Annotated in this window: 17 protein-coding genes; 7 read left to right on the forward strand and 10 right to left on the reverse strand. The window is 62.5% G+C overall.

The features are described 5' to 3' along the window. Positions 1-58: 58 nt before the first annotated feature. The 8 genes from ACQ4WZ_RS25470 to rsmB all read right to left on the reverse strand — a co-directional run bounded on the left by ACQ4WZ_RS25470 (position 59) and on the right by rsmB (position 8,287). Positions 59-1,339 carry an EAL and HDOD domain-containing protein gene (locus ACQ4WZ_RS25470; protein WP_101483799.1) on the reverse strand — a complete coding sequence of 427 codons (1,281 nt, stop codon included), beginning with the start codon at positions 1,337-1,339 and terminating at the stop codon, positions 59-61. A gap of 137 nt (positions 1,340-1,476) precedes the next feature. Further along, the gene (locus ACQ4WZ_RS25475) at positions 1,477-2,256 is read right to left on the reverse strand and encodes a class II glutamine amidotransferase (RefSeq protein WP_101484851.1); all 780 of its coding nucleotides are present in this window, start codon (positions 2,254-2,256) and stop codon (positions 1,477-1,479) included. Between the two features lie 77 nt (positions 2,257-2,333). Then, positions 2,334-2,591 (reverse strand): BTH_I0359 family protein, encoded by a 258-nt coding sequence (locus ACQ4WZ_RS25480; protein ID WP_071079509.1) that lies wholly within the window; start codon positions 2,589-2,591, stop codon positions 2,334-2,336. Positions 2,592-2,742: 151 nt separating this feature from the next. Further along, a complete protein-coding gene (locus tag ACQ4WZ_RS25485; protein WP_436574788.1) occupies positions 2,743-3,144 on the reverse strand; it encodes a GTPase in 402 nt (133 codons plus the stop codon). Beyond that, positions 3,141-3,860 carry a response regulator gene (locus tag ACQ4WZ_RS25490; RefSeq protein WP_436574789.1) on the reverse strand — a complete coding sequence of 240 codons (720 nt, stop codon included), beginning with the start codon at positions 3,858-3,860 and terminating at the stop codon, positions 3,141-3,143. Before ACQ4WZ_RS25490 ends, ACQ4WZ_RS25485 begins: the two co-directional genes overlap by 4 nt. Positions 3,861-3,958: 98 nt before the next feature. Continuing rightward, the gene (locus tag ACQ4WZ_RS25495; RefSeq protein ID WP_101483796.1) at positions 3,959-6,256 is read right to left on the reverse strand and encodes a sensor histidine kinase; all 2,298 of its coding nucleotides are present in this window, start codon (positions 6,254-6,256) and stop codon (positions 3,959-3,961) included. Then, on the reverse strand, positions 6,256-6,816 hold the full coding sequence (locus ACQ4WZ_RS25500) for a DUF4390 domain-containing protein (RefSeq protein WP_243857861.1): 561 nt from the start codon (positions 6,814-6,816) through the stop codon (positions 6,256-6,258). Before ACQ4WZ_RS25500 ends, ACQ4WZ_RS25495 begins: the two co-directional genes overlap by 1 nt. 43 nt (positions 6,817-6,859) lie before the next feature. Continuing rightward, the gene (gene rsmB / locus ACQ4WZ_RS25505; protein ID WP_101483794.1) at positions 6,860-8,287 is read right to left on the reverse strand and encodes a 16S rRNA (cytosine(967)-C(5))-methyltransferase RsmB; all 1,428 of its coding nucleotides are present in this window, start codon (positions 8,285-8,287) and stop codon (positions 6,860-6,862) included. Between the two features lie 376 nt (positions 8,288-8,663). On the opposite strand from rsmB, the gene argS reads away from it, so the two are divergent. From argS to ACQ4WZ_RS25540, 7 genes are read left to right on the forward strand one after another with little or no spacing between them, the layout of a single operon-like run. Continuing rightward, a complete protein-coding gene (argS, locus tag ACQ4WZ_RS25510; protein WP_133988691.1) occupies positions 8,664-10,373 on the forward strand; it encodes an arginine--tRNA ligase in 1,710 nt (569 codons plus the stop codon). A gap of 20 nt (positions 10,374-10,393) precedes the next feature. Continuing rightward, entirely contained in the window at positions 10,394-11,116 is a 723-nt protein-coding gene (locus tag ACQ4WZ_RS25515; protein ID WP_133988692.1) for an SPOR domain-containing protein, read from the forward strand. A gap of 9 nt (positions 11,117-11,125) precedes the next feature. Then, positions 11,126-11,797: a thiol:disulfide interchange protein DsbA/DsbL gene (locus ACQ4WZ_RS25520; protein WP_101483790.1), complete on the forward strand. Its 672-nt coding sequence runs from the start codon at positions 11,126-11,128 to the stop codon at positions 11,795-11,797. A 37-nt stretch (positions 11,798-11,834) separates the two neighbouring features. After that, on the forward strand, positions 11,835-12,617 hold the full coding sequence (locus ACQ4WZ_RS25525) for an SDR family oxidoreductase (protein WP_101483789.1): 783 nt from the start codon (positions 11,835-11,837) through the stop codon (positions 12,615-12,617). A 15-nt stretch (positions 12,618-12,632) separates the two neighbouring features. After that, a complete protein-coding gene (locus tag ACQ4WZ_RS25530) occupies positions 12,633-13,427 on the forward strand; it encodes a biotin--[acetyl-CoA-carboxylase] ligase (protein ID WP_436574790.1) in 795 nt (264 codons plus the stop codon). Between the two features lie 4 nt (positions 13,428-13,431). Further along, positions 13,432-14,190, forward strand: a complete 759-nt coding sequence (locus ACQ4WZ_RS25535; RefSeq protein WP_436574791.1) for a type III pantothenate kinase — start codon at positions 13,432-13,434, stop codon at positions 14,188-14,190. Then, the gene (locus tag ACQ4WZ_RS25540; protein WP_436574792.1) at positions 14,184-14,876 is read left to right on the forward strand and encodes an SPOR domain-containing protein; all 693 of its coding nucleotides are present in this window, start codon (positions 14,184-14,186) and stop codon (positions 14,874-14,876) included. Before ACQ4WZ_RS25535 ends, ACQ4WZ_RS25540 begins: the two co-directional genes overlap by 7 nt. Here ACQ4WZ_RS25540 and ACQ4WZ_RS25545 read toward each other — a convergent pair whose 3' ends face one another. Beyond that, a complete protein-coding gene (locus ACQ4WZ_RS25545; RefSeq protein WP_101483785.1) occupies positions 14,877-15,920 on the reverse strand; it encodes a septal ring lytic transglycosylase RlpA family protein in 1,044 nt (347 codons plus the stop codon). Then, positions 15,920-17,035, reverse strand: coding sequence for a rod shape-determining protein RodA (gene rodA / locus ACQ4WZ_RS25550; RefSeq protein WP_101483784.1), 1,116 nt, complete (start codon positions 17,033-17,035; stop codon positions 15,920-15,922). The genes ACQ4WZ_RS25545 and rodA overlap by 1 nt, the downstream gene beginning before the upstream one ends. Between the last annotated feature and the right edge of the window lie 6 nt (positions 17,036-17,041).

Here is a 17,041-nt window from a genome sequence, read left to right on the forward strand (position 1 = left end):
GCCAACAATGTTGTCGGGTTACGGCCCTGCGGGCCTCGGCGGCCCCACCTAATCCGACCTACAACGCATACCTTACGACGTTGTCGCTCCATTCATAGGCCGCCATTTCCAGTTCCACCAGGTCGTCCGGCGACATGGCCAACTCGCGCAGGGTCGGCACGATCTCGCCTTCCATGTCTTCGATGCGCTCGATGCATTCAGCCAGGCGCAGCAGGTCGCCGTAGAAGCCCTCGCGCGACAGCAGCGCTTCGGCCACTTCATCGATGACTTCGATCTGGCTGAGGATTTCGGACATCGGCACGCCGAACAGGGTATCCATCAGGGACATGATGCCAACCGTAAAGGCGATATCGGCCGAATGGGCATGGTTCGGGCGCAGTTTATGCGCGAGCAGCTCCAGCAAACGGCCGCGCGTGGTGGCCAGCATCAGCAAAGGCGTCATGCTATGGCCGCGTTTGCTTGGCTCCGCATACAACATGATTTGCAGCCAGCGCTGCAATTGGCGGCGGCCCAGCACGGTCACGGCCTGGCTCAGCGAATCGATGCGCTGGCGGGCGCCCACGGCGGGCGTATTAACCAAACGCAACAAGTTCAGGGCCAGCGATACGTCGCGCTTGATGGCGCGCTCGATATCCATGTTGTCGGCGTCGGACGTCACCAGTGTCATCAGTTCCATGACAGCCAGTTGCGACGGCGACAGCTTCTTGCCCGTCATGATCGCGGGCTTGGCGAAATAATAGCCCTGGAAATAATCGAAGCCCAGGTCCAGGCCCGACTTGAATTCTTCGCGCGTCTCGACCTTCTCCGCCACCAGTTTCTTTTGCTCCCGCTTGAAACGGGGCGCCAGGGCTGCCAGCACTTTCGGATCGACGGTACTCATGTCCATCTTGACGTATTGCACCAGCGGCAGCAGCTCCTGCACTTGCGCCGTGTCGGAAACGACGTTTTCCAGCGCGAAGGTGAAGCCATGGCCCACCAGTTCGCTGATGCGTGCGCGCACTTCCGGTGTGACGGGCATCGATTCGACGATTTCCAGCACGACTTTTTCACGCGGCAGGAAAACGAAGATATCGCTCATGATCACGTCGGCATCGACGTTGACGAAACCGAGAGCATCGCCGATGACCTTTTCCATGCCCAGCTGGGACGCATGGGCGATCACGGACGCCGTGGCGGACAGGTCGCTGGTAATGTTGGCGGGGCCGACCGGAGCGTTGCGGAATAGCAACTCATAGCCAAACAGCGCTTGATTGCGGTCAAGAATAGGTTGTCGACCCAGATAGAACTCGCGCACACGCAAGGGTTTCGGGGTGATGTCGTTGCTGGAAATATCGATCATTAAGTCTTCATCAATCAGGTCGAGTGACACCGGCCGCGCCGCGCCCGCATCAAGGTTCACTATTGACAATACTTTAGCTGAATTTCGCCCGCGCTGTGGGTATTTTGGCAGCAATCAAGCGTATTGTCGTCAACAAATTAGGCCACTGGCGTGTCTTGCACCATCCCGTCGACAAATAATTTCAATTCGCCCGGTGCAAACGCCGTCCATTGCTCATTCGTCGTCAGCGGCTGGGTAACGATCACGGCCACGCGGTCCTGGGGCGTCGTCACTTGGGAAAAGTCGACGCTCAGGTCTTCATCGGAGAGTTTAGCAGTTGGAAACGGATGTTGTCGCACCAAATAATGCAAGCTGGTCGAGCAATGGGCGAACAGCGCCTCGCCACTCGACAGCATCATGTTGAATGTGCCGTGGGCGGCAATGCTGGGCAACAACTCCGCCAGGGCAGCATGCAGCTGCGGCAAGGCTGGCGGAGCATCGCCAAAGCGCGCATGCAGTTCCTGCAACAGATAGCAGAAGGCCAGCTCGCTGTCGGTGCAGCCGACAGGGCGGTAACTGCCCGTCAGCACGGGATGGAATTCCTTTAAATCGCCATTGTGGGCAAATACCCAGTAGCGGCCCCACAGTTCGCGCACGAAGGGATGGCAGTTTTCCAACGCCACCTGGCCTTGCGTGGCCTTGCGGATATGCGCGATGACATTGCGCGACTTGATGGGATAGCGCTTGATCAGTTCGGCCACTGGCGAGGCGATGGCCGCCTGGTGGTCGACGAAATGGCGCACGCCGGCGCCCTCGAAAAAAGCGATGCCCCAGCCGTCATGGTGGGTATCGGTATGGCCGCCGCGCATGGCGAAGCCGGTAAAACTAAAGACAATGTCCGTGGGGACATTGCAATTCATTCCGAGAAGTTGGCACATGGTCTGTTTGCAGCTGGATAACACAACCACCATACCATGCCGTCAGACGGATTGGTATGGTGGCGATAGCCATCCGGTCAGTGCAACAGCACGGGCTGGCTCATGAGGGAATCGTAGCTGCCCAAAAATTCATCGATCTCTTCCATGCTGGGTTCGCTGGCGATCAATTCCGTGACGTCACGGCGGAAGTTTTGCGCAAGGATGCCGGCGATAAAGGTTTCGCGCTTGCCGCCCTTGTCGACGATTTCATAGCCGCCAAAGCGCAGGGCTTCCAGGTCGACGTCGGCGCCGAATTCCACGACGCTGTATTGTTCGCTGTTATAGATCAGATTCATTTTGCATCCTTCGCTCAAGCAGGAGAGCCTCCTGCGGTTTCAGAACAGAGGTGGGGCTGATACGGCGCCATTTCAAGCGCCATGCCACCCGGCGGGCTACAGAGTTGTAACGAGATGCAAAGGCAACTGCGGTAATTCCATCAGGAGATCGTCAAGCAACCACTATGTCGGCTTGCAGAGCCAACAGGACGTCGTAGGGACTGACAGTGAGCCAAGCGCGCAATTGTTCGATATGCGTGGCATCGGCCAGGCTGATGAACAAGCGTGCGGGAGGATGACGCAGCAGACGATTCAATGTTACACGCAATACGAGATTGCCGCTGCAGCACAGGCAACCAGGCGCAATGCGCAAAAGTTGCAATGGAAACGATGGAGAAGGGGAAATTTGTTCGGCCAGGTCGGCCAGGATGGCGCTTCCGTCAGCCAGTCCCTCGAGGATCACGGCGGCCGGCTGGTCCGGTGCCAAGGCTCGCGCGATGGCTGCCTCGCGCTCGGCGGCGCGTCCACCGCTGACCAGGGTCAGCGGCGTCGGACGCCGCACTGCTGCCGTCACAGGCTTTTCTTGGCCAGCTTGCCCGGTTCGACGCCCAGCTGTTTCAGCTTGCGGTACAAATGGGTACGTTCCAGGCCTGTTTTTTCCGCCACGCGGGTCATGCTGCCGCCTTCACGGCCCAGGTGGTGTTCGAAATACATGCGCTCGAACGCGTCGCGCGCCTCGCGCAGGGGCAAGTCGAATGACAGGTTGTAGCCATGGCCTTCGGCCACCGCCGGTACGGCGATGCCTGGGCGCACCATCAGCTGCTGCGGTGCACTGCCGCCAAAGCTGGGCACGGGATGACTGCTTTCCTCGACCACCACGGCTGCCACGGAACGCGGCGCCACACTCGGCGCGCGCACGGTTTCCTGTGCCCGCGTCAAGCCTTGCTGGACTGCTTTCAGCAGTTTTTGCAGGGCAATCGGTTTTTCCAGGAAGTTCATGGCGCCGATGCGCGTCGCCTCGACCGCCGTATCGATGGTGGCGTGGCCCGACATCATGATCACCGGCATGGTCAACAAGCCGTCACGCTGCCATTCCTTGAGCAGGGTCACGCCATCGGTGTCGGGCATCCAGATATCGAGCAATACCAGATCCGGCGCACCGGCGGCACGCGCTTCACGCGCCTGCTGCGCATTTTCGGCCAGCTGGATAGCATGTCCTTCGTCGCCCAATATTTCCGAGAGCAACTCACGGATACCCATTTCATCATCCACTACGAGTATGTTTGCCATTCGTGTCTTGCCTTCCTCATTTCGCCGGCCCTCGCGCACAAGATGCACACGGCGGACAGCTATGATTTTATTAGTGTTTTAAATACTAAACCAGACCCTCACGCCAGGAATTCCTGGGCAGGAGTGTCGGGAGCTAACTTTAACAGCAAAATGACCACCGAAGCGCCATTGCCGTCGACCCGGTTCTCGATATCGATGCGTCCGCCATGTTCATCGATAATTTTCTTTACCATCGCCAGGCCCAATCCCGTACCGCGCGCCTTCGACGTCACATAGGGTTCGAAGGCACGCGCCAGGATTTTTGGCGCGAAACCAGGGCCATTGTCGGTGATGGCCAGCCGCACGGCGATATTCACGCCGCCGTCCGCACTGCGATAATGAATTGCTTCCGTCCTTACGTCAATCCGCGGATGCGGCGAGTCCGGCGGCAAGTCGGCCATGGCGTCCTGCGCGTTCTGCAGCAAGTTATGGATCACCTGGCGCAACTGGGTCGGATCGCCCATCACCATCGGCAGATTCTGCGCCAGCTGCGGGTGGATGATGTCGCCATCATCACCGCGCAGGTACAGGTTCAGGATTTCTTCGATCAGTTCGTTCAGGCGCAAAGGCGTGAGCACGGCCGGCGGCGTGCGCGCATAGTCGCGGAAGTCATCGACCATGCGCTTCATAGCATCGACCTGCTTGACGATGGTGGTGGTGGCGCGGCTGAGCAAATCTGCATCAGGCTGCTCAAGCTTGCCTTCGAGCTTCATCTGCAGGCGCTCGGCCGACAGCTGGATGGGCGTGAGCGGATTCTTGATTTCATGCGCCAGGCGGCGCGCCACCTCGCCCCAGGCGATCGAGCGCTGCGCGGAAATGACATCGGAAATATCATCGAAGACGACGATGTAGCCGCTGCCGGACTCCAGCGGCAGGCGCGAACCGCGCGCCAGCAAGGTGATGTCATGCTCGTCGGCACTACTGCCCAGGCGGCGCGGAATCTCGATCTGGCGCTGCCAGTGCAGGCGCTGCTGGTTGCGGCCCGACGCCGATTGCGCGCTTTGCGCCGTGAAGGCGCTGATGATGGCACCGCCAAACTCTTCCATTCCAGCAATATGTGCCAGCGGCTGGCCTACCATGCTCATGCCCGAATGCTGCAAGATGCGCTCGACCGATTCGTTGCACGTCACTAATTTGAAATCGCCGTCGAGCACCATCACGCCGGCCGACATGTTCGCCAGCACCGATTCCAGGTGGGCCTTGGCGTTTTGCAGCGCGGCGCGGTTGCTTTCCACGGCCGTGCGCGCGTCGAGCAGCTGGCGCGTCATGATGTTGAACGACTGCGTCAGGGTGCCCAGTTCATCCTTGGTGGCGACGATGGGGCGCGGCGACAGGTCACCCTCGGCCACGGCGCGCGTGCCTTCGGCCAGCAGTAGCAGCGGCTGGGCCAGGTTACCCGCGATCAGAAAAGCGCTGCCGATGGCGCCAAAGATGGCCAGCAGCAAGGTCAAGGTGAGGATTTCCATGTACATCTTGCGCAAGCCCACGCGCGCGACGAAACGTTCCTTGTATTCGCTGTAGGCGGCGCGCAGCACCTCTCCATTCGTCGCCAGCTTGGGCGGTACCGCCTGCAGCAGTTGCAGGTAGCGGGGAGAGACGGAAGGGCCCGGCACGGCCACCAGCACGCGCAAACGCAGGCTCGCCGCCGTTTCCAGCGATGCCGACGTACCCGCGCGAAAACCGCCTCCGCCCGACTCCGTGCCATCATCGTGCAACTCCAGCCCCCCTTCGGCGGAGGCATAACCGGCCGGCAAGGCGGCCTGCACCAGCATGGCCGGCGTGGGCAAGTCGGCCGCGCTGTGCGGCCCGGCGCTGGCCAGCAGCACGCCGTCGCCGCTGACGATCATGACATTTTGCATGCCTTCTTCGCGTAACAGGCTCGTCAGCACCGCCGGACCAGCCACCGGGTCGGCGCCCAGTTCTTCGACCGCCTTGTGGCCCCGGTGGTCCAGCTCGACCAGCGCCGCATCGAGGCCGGCACGGCCCAGCTCAATCCCCGACTCCAGCGCCGCTTCGATCTTGACGTTGAACCAGGACTCGATGGAGTGGGAGACGAATTGCACAGAGACAAGAAAAATCACCAGCCCCGGCAGGATGCCGACGGCGGCGAACAGCATCACCAGGCGTGTCATCAGCTTGGAGCCGAACTTGCCGCTCTTGTAGCGCACGTACAGGCGGCCCAGGGAAATGCCCACCAGCGCCAGCAGCGACACTGCCACGGCCGCATTCAGGCCCAGCAGCCAGGTGTAATAACGGTCGAAAAAGCCGGAATTGTCGGAAGCCGACGCCAGCAGGAACAGCAAAATACTGACAATGCCGCCGCCTACCACCAGCAGATAGCGCAATGCTTGACTCACTACTCCGCCGTATACAAAAAGGTTTTCTTATTCGAAGCCAGGCGCCAGTCGCTGTTATTGAAGGCATTGACCTGTATCGGCTTGGGCAGGTAGTCACGGTCCATGCCCATGCGCAAGGTGACGTTATACGTCTGCCCCACTTTCAGCGCACCGCGCGGCGCCACCAGCCAGCGGCTGGGGCGCCGAATCAGGAACAGCGCATCGTCGAGCGTGGGGAAACTTTGCTGCAAGCCACCGCCCGACACATGATACTGGCGCGTGAGCACGTTGTACGACAGCCGGCTGGTCTGGCGCGCCACGATGGCCTTTTCATCGAACCAGTACCAGCGGGGCCGGGTCAGTTCGATTTCTGTCGTGAAAAACAGCGGCACGCCATGCTGCACGGCATCATCGAGGTCGTGATTGAGATCAAAGGAGTAGGTGGCGGCCAGCTTGTAGCCCTCTTCACTCGACTCGATGTAGGCACGGGTAATCTCGACCATATCGCCAGCATGCGCGCGTGGCATGGTACATGCCAGCATCAGCAGCAGGGTCAGGAGTCGGAAGAGTCGTGTTGTCACAAGTGTGCCGGTGGTGTCCGTAAGAAAAGGTTCGACGAATCGTTCAAGCCGCATTTTTTTGGAATAGAGCATAGAACAAACCGTCATGGTCCTGCTCCGCGCTGCCAGTCGGCAACAGCTGGCCAGGCGCTGTCAATCGGGTCGCATTATTGCGCACCGCAAATGCCGCCGCCTGTGCCTCGGACTCCTGCGGCCACAATGAACATGTCACGAATAGCAATTTACCATCGGGACGCAGCATCTGCCACAGGTTGTCCAGAATTTTGGAGGAAAGTGTTGCAAGTTGGAACGCATCGCCCTTGCGGCGCAACCAGCGAATGTCCGGATGGCGACGCACGATGCCCGAAGCCGTGCAAGGCACGTCGGCCAGGATGCGGTCGTACTGCTGGCCGTCCCACCACGCGCTCGATTGCGCGTCCTGCGCCTTCAAGGTGGCATCCAGGCCCAGGCGCTCGAGGTTTTCCGCGATGCGCGGCAGGCGCTTGGCGTCCGCGTCGATGGCGGTGACTTGCACATCGGCCAGTTCCAGGATGTGGCACGTCTTGCCGCCGGGCGCCGCACAGGCATCGAGCACGCGCATTCCATCTTGCAAGTCCAGCAGCGGGGCCGCCAGTTGCGCGCCGGCATCCTGCACGGAGACGACTCCCTGCTCGAAGCCGGGGATCAGCGCCACGCCGATGGGCTTGTCCAGGCGCACGGCAAACGGCCCCACCTGGCGCGCGGCGATGCCCGCCTCTGCCAGCACGGCCAGATACGCTACAACCGTGCTCTTGCGGCGATTCACGCGCAAGGTCAATGGCGGCACGGCATTGCCGGCTGTCAAAATGGCTTGCCAGTCGCGGGGATAGGCCAGGCGCAGCGAATCGATCCACCATTGCGGATAATTCCATTGCGCCAAAGGCTGCTGCAGGGCCGCTTCCAGCAAGGACTTGCGCTCGCGCAAGAAACGGCGCAATACGGCGTTCACCATGCCCTTGGCATGCGCCAGGTCAGGATGCGAGGTGGCCACCGTGACAGCCTGGTCGACAACGGTAAACTCTTCGTAGGGCTGCTCGCCAGGCTCGGCGGACATCAGCGACAGCGCGCAGCACAGCAGCGCCGCAAGCATCGGCGGCTCGGGCGCCTTCGACGTCATCAGGCCGACCAGGGTTTCGCTGCGGCCCAGCTGGCGCATGGTGCGGTAGGAAATATCCTGGATGGCGCCGCGCGCCTGCGGGCTGGCGTTCGATTGCGTAAACACCTTGGCCAGCGCTTGCGGCAGGGCCGTGCCCGTGCGCACCTGCGCCACGGCATTGGCGGCGCCCAGCAGGCAAAACGCCAGCGAGTCGGCGCGCAAATCGGGTTGGAAGCCTGGCTGCAAGACCGGTTTCAGGTCGGGATGGTAGCTGGGACGCAATTTCGGTGCGGCAGGGGCAGGAGCCTGGCCTGGCGCCGGCTTGGTTTTCAATTTCAGCGTGGGGCGCTTGTTCATAATTATCCGGTGTGGCTGCGCGCGGCTGGCGGCATGGAAGCAAATACGCGGCCGCGCGTCATCAATAAAGGGTCGATTGTAGCGTTTGTGGCGCTCTCTGGCCCAAGCGATTGCAGCGATATTGGCAATTTGGGGCAAAAAACTGCATATATACAAGCAGAATGCGCCATGCTGATGTTTTCATGCACCAACATGGGCATGTACTCCTGATAATATCGTGAAATGCGCCGGCACGGGGACCTTGCCGGCAAGCGTATTGTTCCCGCCGGCAAACCAGTATAATTGACGCAGTCTGGGCGGCTTGGGTACTGGCCGTCCGTTTTGCTTTTCGATTCATTCTATTCATTCTTAACGCGGTTCCACCGCCATCCTGCTCATGCTCGCCCAACAGAAACAAGAAATCATCGCCCTGTTCCAGGCCGCCCTCGCTCCCGTCCTGGCCGGCACTTCGCTTGAGCCATCCGTGGTGCTCGAGCGACCACGCGACGCATCGCATGGCGACGTCGCCTGCAACATCGCCATGCAACTGGCCAAGCAGCTGAAACAGAATCCCCGAGAACTGGCGCAAACCATCGTCACGGCCGTGCTGGCCAATCCGGCTGGCCAGGGCTTGATCGAGGCAGTGGAAATCGCCGGTCCCGGCTTCATCAACGTGCGCGTCTCCGCCGCCGCCAAGCAGGCCGTGGTGAAGACCATCCTGGGTGAAGGTGACAGCTATGGCCGCAGCACGGCAGGCACCGGCAAGCAGGTCATCCTGGAATTCGTCTCGGCCAACCCGACCGGCCCGCTGCACGTGGGCCACGGCCGCCAGGCGGCCCTGGGCGACGCCCTGTCCTCGCTGTTTGACGCGCAAGGCTACCAAGTGACGCGCGAGTTCTACTATAACGACGCGGGCGTGCAGATCCAGACCCTGGCCAATTCCGTCCAGGCGCGCGCGCGCGGCTTCAAGCCGGGCGACGCCGAATGGCCCGAGTCGGCCTACAACGGCGACTACATCGCCGATATCGCCAACGATTTCAAGGCCGGCAAGACCGTCTCGGCCAGCGATGGCTTGCCTGCCACGGCCAATGGCAACATCGACGACATCGATTCGATCCGCCCATTCGCCGTCACCTACCTGCGCAACGAGCAGGATATCGACTTGCAGGCGTTTGGCGTGAAGTTCGACAATTACTACCTGGAATCGTCGCTGTACGCGGACGGCAAGGTCAATAGCGCCGTGGAAATGCTGATCAAGGCGGGCCACACCTACGAGCAGGATGGCGCGCTGTGGCTGCGCACCACCGACTTCGGCGACGACAAGGACCGCGTCATGCGCAAGACGGATGGCACCTACACGTATTTCGTGCCGGACGTGGCATATCACCTGGTGAAATGGCAGCGCGGCTTCGTACAGGCCATCAATATCCAGGGCAGCGACCACCACGGCACCATCGCGCGCGTGCGCGCCGGCTTGCAGGCGGTCGACATGGGCATCCCGCAAGGTTACCCCGACTACGTGCTGCACAAGATGGTCACCGTCATGAAAGACGGCGAAGAAGTCAAGATTTCGAAGCGCGCCGGCTCCTACGTGACCGTGCGCGACCTGATCGAATGGTCGGGCGGCGGCGACATCGCCAAGGGCCGCGACGCGGTGCGCTTCTTCCTGATCTCACGCAAGGCCGACACGGAATTCGTCTTCGACGTCGACGTGGCGCTGAAAACCACCGATGAAAACCCGGTGTATTACGTGCAGTACGCGCATGCGCGCATCTGCCGCATCCTGGAAAACTGGGGCGGCGATGCAAGCACGGTCGCCGGCGTTGACTTGTCTCCTCTGACGGCACCGACCGAAGCGACCCTGCTGGCAACCCTGGCTGCCTATCCGGAAATGCTGGCGCGCGCGCAAGCGGAACTGGGGCCGCATCAAGTCGCTTTCTACCTGCGTGACCTGGCTGCCAACCTGCACAGCTTCTACTTCGCCGAAAAAGTGCTGGTCGAGGACGAAGCCGTCAAGATGGCCCGCCTGGCCCTCGTCATCGCCGCGCGCCAGGTGCTGCGCAACGGCCTGGCACTGATCGGCGTGTCCGCGCCAAACAAAATGTAATCGCGAAGGTCAAACCGTCAATGAGTCACGCTTCTCCCCACGCTTCCCGCTTCTCTTCGACCCGGCGCCAGCAGGGCAATACCCTGGTCGGCATCATCATCGGCCTGGTCATCGGTCTGGGCATCGCCGTGGTGGTCGCCCTGGTGATCACCAAGGGCGCCTCGCCCTTCACCGACAAGTCGGGCAAGGCCGGCAAATCGGCCGAACCGACGGCCGGCCAGATCGCCGACCCGAACAAGCCGATGTACGGCAACAAGGAAGCGGCCAAGGAAGCGGCGCGCGACTTCTCCAAGGAGCCACGCGAGATCGTCACGCCAACGCAGCCAGTCGCGCCAGCGCCCTCGCCAAGCACCGCGCAGCAGCCGAAGGCACCGCCGCCGGACGCGTTGCAGGAATTGATCGGCACCCTGAAGGACAAGCCGGCACCGAAAACGCCAGCGGCAGCGCCGGCAGCGCAAGCCAAGGCCGACGTGAAAACCGAAGCCAAGGCCGATGCAGCCAGCGACAAATGGATTTATTATCTGCAGGCCGGCGCATTCCATGACATGTCGGACGCCGAAAGCACGCGCGGCAAACTGGCGCTGCTTGGCTTCGAAGCGGCCATCAGTGACCGCAGCACCGATGCCGGCGTGCTGCACCGCGTGCGCATCGGGCCGTTCAACCAGCTCGAATCGATGAACCGCGCGCGCACCAAACTGTCTGAAAACGGCATCGATGTCGCCGTCGTCCGCAACCAAAAATAAGGAACCAGCATGCGTTTTCTGAAGAAAATCCTGTTCGCCGCCGCCCTGTGCACGGCCGCCATGGGCGCATCGGCCTCGCCGGCCGAGCCGAAGAATGGCGTCGAATACGAAACTCTGGCCACGCCGCAGGCAACGGAATCGGGCAAGAAAATCGAAGTGACTGAATTCTTCGCCTATTACTGCCCGCATTGCAACGTGCTTGAACCACAACTGGCGGCCTGGGTCAAGAAACAAGGCGACAACATCGTCTTCAAGCGCGTGCACGTGTCGCGCGATGACAGCGTGGCGCCGCAGCAGCGTTTGTTCTTCACCCTGCAAGCCATGGGCCTGCTCGACAAGCTGCACACCAGCGTCTTCCACGCCATGCACGTGGAGCGCAACCGCCTCAACACCGATGACGCCGTATTCGACTTCGTCGCCAAGCAGGGCGTGGACCGCCAGAAATTCATCGACACCTACCGTTCGATGGGGATCTCGGCCCGCGTGCGCCGTGCGGACGCCATGATGCAGGGCTATAACGTGACGTTCTGGCCCATGATCGCCATCGATGGCCGCTACATCACTTCGCCATCGCAGGCCGACCAGGGCAGCAAGTCGGCCAAGAACGAAGAGCAGCTGAACGCCCAGGCGCTCAGCGTGATGGACGTGCTGGTTGCGAAAGCCAAAGCGGAAAAGAAATAAGCATGGCCACTTCCCTGGCGCGCCCGGGCATCGCCTGATGCACAGCGTTTTCATCACGGGCGCGTCGAGCGGACTGGGCGCCGCCCTGGCGCTGCAGTACGCACGCCAGGGCGCCAAATTGGGCCTGCTGGCCCGCCGCGGCGACACCCTGCAGCAACTGATCGCCTCCCTGCCCCACCCTGAACGCCACCGCGCCTACGCCGTCGATGTGTGCGACCACGCCGCCCTGAAAAGCGCGGCGCAGGACTTCATCGGCTACGCTGGCCGTATCGACGTCGTCATCGCCAGCGCCGGCGTATCGTTCGGCACCCTGACTGAACACGCGGAAGACCTCGACGCCTTCGCGCGCCTGATGGCCATCAACGTCACGGCCACCGTTGCCACCTTCGCGCCCTTCATCGCCGCCATGAAAACCCAGGGCAGCGGGCGCCTGGTGGGCATCGGCAGCGTGGCCGGCATCCGCGGCCTGCCCGGCGCCGAAGCCTACAGCGCCTCGAAGGCGGCCGTGATCAGCTACTGCGAATCGCTGCGCCTGGAACTCAAGCCCGCCGGCATCAGGGTCGTCACCATCACGCCCGGCTACATCGACACGCCGATGACGCGCCATAACGCCTACCGCATGCCCTTCCTGATGCCGGCCGAAAAATTCGCCGTGCGCGCCGCGCGCGCCATCGCCGACGGCGACAGCTACCGCGTGATCCCGTGGCAGATGGGCGTCGTCGCCAAGCTGCTGCGCGCGCTGCCCAATGCCGTGTACGACCGGGCCTTCGCGAATGCGCCGCACAAGGCGCGCAACAAGCCCTCCGGCGACAGCCAGTAAAACTCTACGATCCCCATGACGAAGCACTCAGACCTGAACAGCGCGGCCATCGCCGCCCATTGCGCCACGGGCGCTTCCCACGTGGCCATCGAAGTGGTCGACGAAACGGGATCGACCAACGCCGACCTGCTGGCGCGCTGCGCCACCCTGGGCGGGCCGACATTGCGCATCGCCGGCCAGCAGACGGCCGGACGCGGACGCGCCGGACGGCCGTGGGTGTCGCAGCCGGACGCCAGCCTGATGTTCTCGCTGGCCTGGCGCTTCAAGGGGCCGCTGCATCAACTGGTCGGCCTGCCACTGGCCGTCGGCGTGGCGCTGGCCGAAAGCATGACTTCCTTGGGCGTGCCGGTACAACTGAAGTGGCCGAACGACATGCTCAGGGATGGCCATAAACTGGCCGGCATCCTGGTCGAGACGCAGCAGGTAGCGGATGGCGGCGTGTGGGCCGTCATCGGCTGCGGCATCAATTTGTTGATGCCCGATGCGCTGGAGCGGCAGATCGGCCGCAGCGCCTCGGCCGTGCCCTGGCTGGCGCAGATGGAGCGCAATACCTTGGTGGCAGCCCTGCTCAGCCGCCTCGCTGGCGTGCTGGCCGAATTCGACGACACGGGCTTCGCGCCCTTTGCCGAACGCTGGAACCTGCTGCATGCCTGGCAGGGCCAGCACGTGAAAATCCTCGACAACGGCCAGCTGATGCAGCAAGGCGTGGCCGCCGGCGTGGACCAGCTGGGCCGCCTGCTGCTGCGTACCGACGGCGGCTTGCAGGAAATCATGTCCGGCGATGTGTCCTTGCGCCTGGCCGGGGAGTAAGCGCATGCTACTGCTGATAGACGCCGGCAATACGCGCATCAAATGGGCACTCGTGGCCGCCGATAGCCCCCTCGGCGGCTGGCTGGCCAGCGGCGCCGTCACGCATGCGCAGATCGATACGCTGGCTACGCAGTGGGAGACACTCGCCATCAATGAGGTGCTGCTGTCGAACGTGGCAGGCAGCGTCATCGGCACGCGCCTGCGCGCCATGCTGCCGGTGGTGCCCCGCGACTTCGCCTCGCTGCCGCAGCTGGCCGGACTGACGAACGCCTACCGCGCGCCTTCGCAACTGGGCTGCGACCGTTTTGCCGCCGCCATCGGCGCACGGGCGCTGACGCCTGACCAGGCCGTCATCGTCGCCAATTGCGGTACTGCCACCACCATCGACGCCATCACCGCCGACGGCGTTTTCCTCGGCGGGATGATCTTGCCCGGGCTGGGATTGATGGCCAGTTCGCTGGCACGCAATACGGCACAGCTGCCGCAAATCGCCAGCGACACCATGCTGCCGGCCGGCTTTGCCGACAACACGGACGACGCGATTTTGAGTGGTTGCCTGGCGGCCCAGGCGGGCGCCATTGAACGGGCCGTGCGCATGCACGGCGCCAGCACCTGTGTATTGTCAGGCGGCGCCGCGCCGCGTATCGCACCGGCCCTGGCACTGCCGGTACCGCTGAATCTGGTGGACAATATCGTCATGATCGGCCTGCAGGCAGCCGCGCGCGCCGGCGCGGCAGGAACACAAGGAAACCACGTATGCTGAAATTCGTCTTCTGGCTGCTGGCCGGCGTCAACCTGCTGGTCTTGGCCATCGGCCAGGGTTATCTAGGCAGTTTTCGCAGCGAGACGCGCGAACCGGCGCGTCTGAAAAACCAGCTGCAGGTGACCAAGCTAACCTTGCTCACGCAGGAGCAGGCCACGGCGGCAGCCGCGCCGCCAGCCGCCGAGGCGGCGGCGACGCCCGCAGTGCCGGCGCCGCAGCCTACGTATGCCTGTACGAAGGTGGGCAATTTCCTGCTGGCCGACGGACGCCGCTTCGAAGCGCAAGTGGCAGCGCTGGATCTGGGCGACCGGCAGTCGCGCCGCAACGTGGCCGGCCAGGAGATTTCCAGCTACATGGTGTACATCCCGCCGCAGGGCAGCAAGGAAGGCGCGGACCGCAAGGCAGGCGAATTGAAGCAGCTGGGCGTGACGAATTACTTCATCATGAACGACAGCAGCCCGCTGCGCTGGGGCATTTCCTTGGGCGTATTCAAGTCGGAAAACAGCGCGCAAAGCCAGTTGGCATCGCTCAACAAGCAGGGCGTGCACAGCGCCCGCATCGCGCCGCGCTACAGCGCCAGCAAGCAGATGGCCTACCAATTCCGCGACCTCGACGCCGCCACGCGCGCGCGGCTGGAGAAAATCAAAGCGCAATTCCCGGAGCAGGAATTGCGTAATTGCAAATAACTACCTTTGAATAACGATAGGCTTGATACCAGTCGATTCCGGTAAATTAGCCGCCGCGCGTGCCGCCTCGGCACGGCTGGAGAACGGTCCGCCGTACAGGCGGAACAGGTTACCGGTCTGCACCACCCCAAGCGTACCCAGGGCCGCCGCGTATGGCGCCAGGCGCGTACGCCCCGTTTCCGCATTGTCGGCGCGCGAGTAAGCGCCCAGCTGCAAATAAAAGCCGCTGGCCAGCGCCGCCGGGGCAGGCATGGCCACCGTCGCATCGACGGGCAACATCTGCGACGACACTTCCGGCTGCACCACGGCGCCCGTTTCCACCGGCGTGTCGATGGAGATGGCCACCACGGAAGGCACCGGCTTGGGCGCCGCTCTGGCAGCCAGGATGGCGTCGATATCGGCCGGCAGCAAGCGTTCGACGACCACCTGGTGGCTGCCCTTGCCCAGGAAGCCCAGTTTCAGCGCCGCCGTGTAGGATACGTCGATCACGCGCGTGGCGTGGAAGGGGCCACGGTCATTGATACGCACGATCACCTGTTCGCCGCTGTCGATGCTCGTCACGCGCGCATACGACGGAATCGGCAAGGTGGGATGGGCCGCCGTCATCTTGTACATATCGTAGATTTCACCCGAGGAGGTGCGCTGGCCATGGAATTTCTTGCCATACCAGGTCCCCGTGCCCTTCTGCTTGAACGGTTCGTTGTCGGTGATCGGCGTGTACGTCTTGCCAAACACGACGTAGGGACGGTTCGAACGCGTCGAATACGGCTCGTTGCGTACTTCCGCGTCGGGCACGTCGCGCAGGTTGGCAGGCGGATTGTCGCCCGGACCATCGTCCTTGTAGTAGCCGCCGCGTCCGGAGCCGGCCGCCGGCAGCGCCGGCAAGGTAGGGTCCTGGCGCACGGGGGACTTGACCTTGCCGCCTGACGGCAGCGGCACGTTATTCGATGCCGGTTTGTGCGGCGTGGTGCCGCAGGCGGCGAGGGTCAGCAAGACCGCCAGGCTCAGTCCGCGCATGGCGAGAGTGTCGAAAGGCGCGCGCATCAGGTCTGCACCAGCTTGCGATGACGCTGGATGCTCATCAAGATACCGGTGGCCACGCCCAGGGTCAGCAGCGCGGTGCCGCCATAGCTGAGGAAAGGAAGGGGAACGCCGACCACCGGCACGATGCCGCTGACCATGCCCATGTTTACAAACGCATACGTAAAGAAAATCATTGTTATCGCTCCTGCCAGCAGGCGAGTGAAAAAACTGGGGGCGTTGGCGGCAATCATCATGCCCCGTCCCACCAGCAGCAAATACATCAGCATCAGAATCAGATTACCCACCAGGCCAAACTCCTCCGAATACACGGCGAAGATAAAGTCGGTCGTGCGCTCCGGGACAAATTCCAGGTGGGCCTGCGTGCCGTGCGTCCAGCCCTTGCCCGTCATGCCGCCGGAGCCGATGGCAATGATGGACTGGATGATATGGAAGCCCTTGCCCAGCGGGTCCTTGGTCGGATCGATCAGCATCATCACGCGGTCACGCTGGTAATCATGCAGATGCGACCAGGCGATCGGCAGGCAGGAAACAAAGGTGATCAGCAAGCCGGCCAGCACTTTCCACGACAGGCCGGCCAGGAAGATGACGGTAAAGCCGGCCGCCACCACCAGCAATGCAGTGCCCAGGTCAGGCTGGCGCGCGATCAGGTAGACGGGCACCAGCAACAGCACGGCCGCCATCAGGAACGATTTCCAGCGCAGGGCGCCCGCATTGTGCTGGAAGAACCAGGCCAGCATCAGGGGCGTGGCGATCTTCAGGAATTCCGAGGGCTGGATGTCGATCACGCCGATATGCAGCCAGCGCCGCGCACCCAGCTTGATGGTGCCGAACAGCGCCACGGCCACCAGCAATATCACCGATACCGTGTACGCCGGCACGGCGATGCGCATCATCATCTGCGGCGTGACGTTGGCCGCCACCCACATGACGAAAAAGCACAGCAGGATGTTGCGCAGGTGGTCCTCGATCTTGCCGGGGATGCCGATGCTGGCCGAATACAGGGTCAGCAGACTGGTGCTGAGCAACATCAGGATGATGATCATCAGCGGTGGATCGAACACCGCCAGATAGGGTTTGGCGCGCCGCCACAGCGAGCGCCTCTCGTTAATGGGCATGTGCTT

Source organism: Janthinobacterium darwini, from assembly GCF_051380905.1.
GTDB lineage: Bacteria > Pseudomonadota > Gammaproteobacteria > Burkholderiales > Burkholderiaceae_D > Janthinobacterium.